The following is a 4,662-nucleotide window of genomic DNA, read 5'->3' as shown; positions in this document are numbered from 1 at the left end:
AGGGACGGCTGCGACGGGGATATGGGCGGCGCCGGCCTCCGCTGGCCACGCCGCGGGCCGCTGACCGACGCATCCCCGGCGATCCACAACCGCCATGGCCGGTCCTGGGCGGTCCTGATCCCGATCCGGGGCCCGCGGGCGACCCGGGCCTCGTCGATCCAGGGGCCGGCGCTGAGCACGAGTGCTCCTCCCCCGGGTGCACCCCCGCCCGTGGACGCCCTGGGCAGGCCGGGCAGCACGCACGGCACGGCACGCCCGCCGGGACCGCCAGGGCCGCCGGCATCAGGAGCACCGGGAATGTCGGAGGGGCTGGGTACAACGGAGGAAACGCCGCGGAGATCAGGAGCGCCAGGGACGCTGGGGACGCTGGGGACGAGGTCGGCGCCGTTGAGGGAGCCGTCGACGGCCAGCGCCCGGGCGAGCCTTCCCGGGCCCCGGGCCAGCTCCGCCCGGCGCAGGTGCGTACGGCCGCGCACGGCGTCCGCCGCCCCCTCGACCACCTCACCCGCACGCAGCAGGACAGCGGCCGCCGCGCCGGGCGGCCCGCACACGATGTTCACGCACCAGTGCATCCCGTACACGAAGTAGACGTACAGGTGCCCGGGCGGCCCGAACATCACCGCGCACCGCGGGGTCGGGCCGCGGAACGCGTGCGAGGCGGGATCGTCCCGGCCGCCGTAGGCCTCGACCTCGGTCAGCCGGACGACGACCCCGCCTCGGCACAGCCGGACGCCCAGCAGGTCGCGGGCGACGTCCAGCGGCGGCCGCGCGTAGAAGCGCCGGTCCGCGACGCTCAGACGCCTCCCGCCCACTCGCGGTCCCCGCGCAGGCGTTCGGTGACCGCGGCCAGCTGCTCGCGCACCCGGGCCGGTGCCGTCCCGCCCGGGGCCGACCGGGCCTCCAGCGCGCCCTGGACGGACAGCACCGAGCGCACGCCCGGGGTCAGCCGGGGATTGATGGCCGCCAGCTGCTCGGCGCCGACATCCTCGAGGCCGACATCGTGCGCCACGCACCAGGCCACCAGCTGCCCGACCGCCTCGTGCGCCTCCCGGAAGGGCACCCCGCCGCGGACGAGGTGTTCGGCCACATCCGTGGCCAGCGCGAACCCGTCCGGGGCTGCCTCGGCGAGGCGCTGACGGCGCACCCGCATCGTGGCCACCGTCCCGGCGGTCGCCGGCAACACCAGCAGGAGGGTGTCGACCGCGTCGAACACCGGCTCCTTGTCCTCCTGCAGGTCGCGGTCGTAGGCCAGCGGGAGCCCCTTGAGCGTGGTGAGCAGCCCGGTGAGCGCCCCGATCAGACGGCCGGACTTGCCCCGAGCGAGCTCGGCGACGTCCGGGTTCTTCTTCTGCGGCATGAGCGAGCTGCCGGTGGCGAAGGCGTCGTCCAGTTCGACCCAGCCGAACTCGCGGCTGGTCCACAGGACGATCTCCTCGCCGAGCCGGGACAGGTGCACGCCGATCAGCGCGGCCGCGAACAGGAACTCCGCGGCGAAGTCACGGTCGGAGACGGCGTCGATGGAGTTCTCGAACGCCGAGTCGAAACCCAGTTCGACAGCGACGCCGTGCGGATCCAGCGGCAGCGAGGAGCCGGCCAACGCCCCCGCCCCGAGGCTGGACACGGCGGCGCGGCGGTCCCAGTCCCGCAGCCGGTCGACGTCCCGGGCGAACGCGTGGACGTGCGCCAGCAGCTGGTGGGCGAACGAGATCGGCTGGGCGTGCTGGAGGTGGGTCATCCCGGGGGCGGGGGTGTCCACGTGCGCCGCCGCCTGGTCGACGATGGCCTGCTGGAGCTCGATCAGGCGGGCGGCCACCTGGCGGGCATGATCCCGCAGGTACATCCGCAGGTCGGTGGCGACCTGGTCGTTGCGGCTGCGCCCGGCGCGCAGCTTGCCCCCCAGCGCGCCGAGGCGTTCGAGCAGCCCCCGCTCCAGCGCGGTGTGCACGTCCTCGTCGTCCACGGTCGGGCGGAAGCCGCCGGTACGCACCGCCTCCGACAGGTCGTCGAGCGCGGCCAGGATGGCGGCCAGCTCGCCGTCGTCGAGCAGGCCGGCGCGGTGCAGCACCCGGGCGTGGGCGCCGGAGGCCCGCAGGTCGTAGGGGGCCAGCCGCCAGTCGAACTGGACGCTGACCGACAGGCGGGCCAGCGCCTGCGCCGGGCCGCCGGCGAAACGCCCACCCCACAACCTCGTCGGCGACGAGGACGGGGACCCGGATCCGGATGCCGACGAGGCGGGCCCTGCCGGCTCGGGCCCCGGCCGGGACACGGTCGGCTCGGTCGCCGGCTGGGACGCGCCTGGCTCGGGCACGGCCGGCTCGGAGGCCGTCGGTGGCTGGGATGCCGACACGCTCACCGCGACAGCCGCTGTTCCCGGGCGGCCCACACCTTGCTCGGCAGGCCCCACAGGTCGATGAAGCCGCGGGCGTCGCGCTGGTCGAACTGGTCGCCGGCGTCGTAGGTCGCCAGCGCGTGGTCGTACAGGCTCGCATCGCTGCGCCGTCCCACCACCTGGGCGACCCCGCCGGCGAGCCGGATCCGCACGTCGCCGCTGACCCGGACGCTGGCGTTGTCGACGAACGCGTCCAGCGCGGCCCGCAACGGCGAGTACCACAGGCCGTCGTAGACCAGCTCGGCCCAGCGCTGGTCCACCCCGCGCTTGAACCGGGCGAGGTCACGCTCGAGGGTGAGGTCCTCCAGGTCACGGTGGGCGGTCAGCAGGGTGATCGCCGCCGGGCACTCGTATATCTCCCGGCTCTTGATCCCCACCAGCCGGTCCTCGATCAGGTCGATCCGCCCGACGCCCTGCGCGCCCGCGCGGGTGTTCAGCTCCGCGACCAGCTCCGGCAGCGGCAGTGCGCGGCCGTCGAGGGAGACCGGGAGGCCATCGGCGAAACCGATCGTCACCTCGTCCGGGTCCCGCGCGAGCGTCGGGTCGGCGGTGTAGACGAAGACGTCCTCCGGCGGCTGTGCCCACGGATCCTCGAGCACGCCACACTCGGCGGTGCGTCCCCACAGGTTCTGGTCGATGGAGTAGGGGGAACGTGCCGTCACGTCGATGGGCAGGCCGCGTTCGTCGGCGAAGGCGATCGCCTTGTCCCGGGTCATCCCGGAGTCGCGTACCGGCGCCAGCACCTTCAGCTCCGGTGCCAGTGCCATCACGCCGACCTCGAAACGCACCTGGTCGTTGCCCTTGCCGGTGCAGCCGTGGGCGATGGCCCCGGCGCCGAAGGTGTGCGCCGCCTCCACCAGGTGGCGGACGATCACCGGCCGTGACAGCGACGAGATCAGCGGATAGCGGTCCATGTACAGGGCGTTCGCCCGGATGGCGGGGGCGACGAAGGAGCGGGCGAACTCCTCCCGCGCGTCGACCACGACCGACTCCACCGCCCCGCAGGTCAGGGCACGCTGCCGGATCGCCTCGAGATCCTCACCGCCCTGGCCGACGTCGACGGCCAGGGCCACGACCTCCGCACCGGTCTCGGCGCCGATCCACCCGATGGCCACGGACGTGTCCAGACCACCCGAATATGCCAGTACCACGCGGTCAGTCACCGCTGATCAACCTTTCCTCTCTGCGTTTTCCGTGTTCCCGGGGTGTGCTCCCGGGGTGTGCTCCCGGGGTGTGCTCCCGAGCGGTTGTGCAGTTGTGCCGCCAGGCGCCGGTGCGCCCGTCAGGCGTTGTGCCCAGCTCCGGCAGCTCCGGCAACGGCTGCCGCCGGGGCCGGTGTCGTCCGGGCCCGTAGCTGGAGCACCGGTGGGTGGTCCCCGTCCTGTTCCGGCCGGGAGAGCTCTTCGGTCGGGAAAGGTGGGTACGGAAACGGCTACCGCGACGACCGTCCGTCCCTCACTTTCATGATTTCACGCTTCGGCGAAGCTCGATCACGGGCCATTGATCGATTGTGGAACGCCTCCGAGCTGTCTGACCAACACCCCCGCCGGTCAGGCGGCTGAAGAACGGCCGGCCGTCGTGGCTGAGCGCGCCCGGCCAACCGGCCGGTCAGCCGCCCGGGGCGGAGCCGGGGCCGACCAGGCCGACGAAGGCGTCGCTGGTGCGGCCCTCAGCCAGGCCGAGCAGCCGGGCGGCCAGCTCGGGACCGGTGGGAACGGCACCGGCGGCAGGCGGGCCGCCGGCGGCCACCTGAGCTGACCGGCACACCACCAGCACCGTGTCGTCGCCGGCGATGGTGCCCATGACCTCCGGCAGCGACGCGCGGTCCAGGGCCGAGGCGAACAGCTGCGCGGCACCCGGCGGGGTCCGCAGGACCACCAGGTCGCCGTTGGCCTCGGCCGAGACCAGCAGCTCCTCGCAGAGCCGGCCCAGCGGCAGCCGCACCGACTCGGCCGGCGCCAGGTTGACGTCGACGGCGTAGACGAGCCCGCCCTGCGGGCTGCGCACCTTGGTCGCGCCGAGATCCTCCAGGTCGCGTGACAGCGTCGCCTGCGTGACCTGGACGCCTTCGGCCGCCAGCAGCCGGGCCAGCTCCATCTGCGAACGCACCGGCTGCCGGGCGATCAGGGCGGCGAGCCTGACCTGGCGGGCGTGCTTGGTCAGCGGCACGGCCGCGTGCCGCACCGCCGTGGGCGGCTGCGCCGCCACGATGCTCTCGGGCCCCCGCGCCCCGGCCGTCCGGGCTGCCGCGGTGGCTTCCGCCACCTGGATGG

4 protein-coding genes are annotated in these 4,662 nt (G+C 74.2%); all 4 read right to left on the bottom strand.

What is annotated here, in order from left to right:
• Window positions 1–812, bottom strand: an 812-nt coding sequence (locus AC5LSR_RS14030) for a DNA-3-methyladenine glycosylase (RefSeq protein WP_493468550.1), incomplete at its 3' end; no start/stop codon positions are given.
• The gene (gene argH, locus AC5LSR_RS14025) at window positions 794–2,185 is read right to left on the bottom strand and encodes an argininosuccinate lyase (RefSeq protein ID WP_250283367.1); all 1,392 of its coding nucleotides are present in this window, start codon (window positions 2,183–2,185) and stop codon (window positions 794–796) included. The genes AC5LSR_RS14030 and argH, both read right to left, overlap by 19 nt.
• A 164-nt stretch (window positions 2,186–2,349) precedes the next feature.
• Window positions 2,350–3,552: an argininosuccinate synthase gene (locus tag AC5LSR_RS14020; protein WP_250283337.1), complete on the bottom strand. Its 1,203-nt coding sequence runs from the start codon at window positions 3,550–3,552 to the stop codon at window positions 2,350–2,352.
• A gap of 445 nt (window positions 3,553–3,997) precedes the next feature.
• Entirely contained in the window at window positions 3,998–4,573 is a 576-nt protein-coding gene (gene argR / locus AC5LSR_RS14015; RefSeq protein WP_250283369.1) for an arginine repressor, read from the bottom strand.
• Between the last annotated feature and the right edge of the window lie 89 nt (window positions 4,574–4,662).

The sequence above is a fragment of the Protofrankia sp. CiP1_Cm_nod4 genome (genome assembly GCF_982290645.1).
This window is presented reverse-complemented; position numbering and strand designations above follow the sequence as displayed.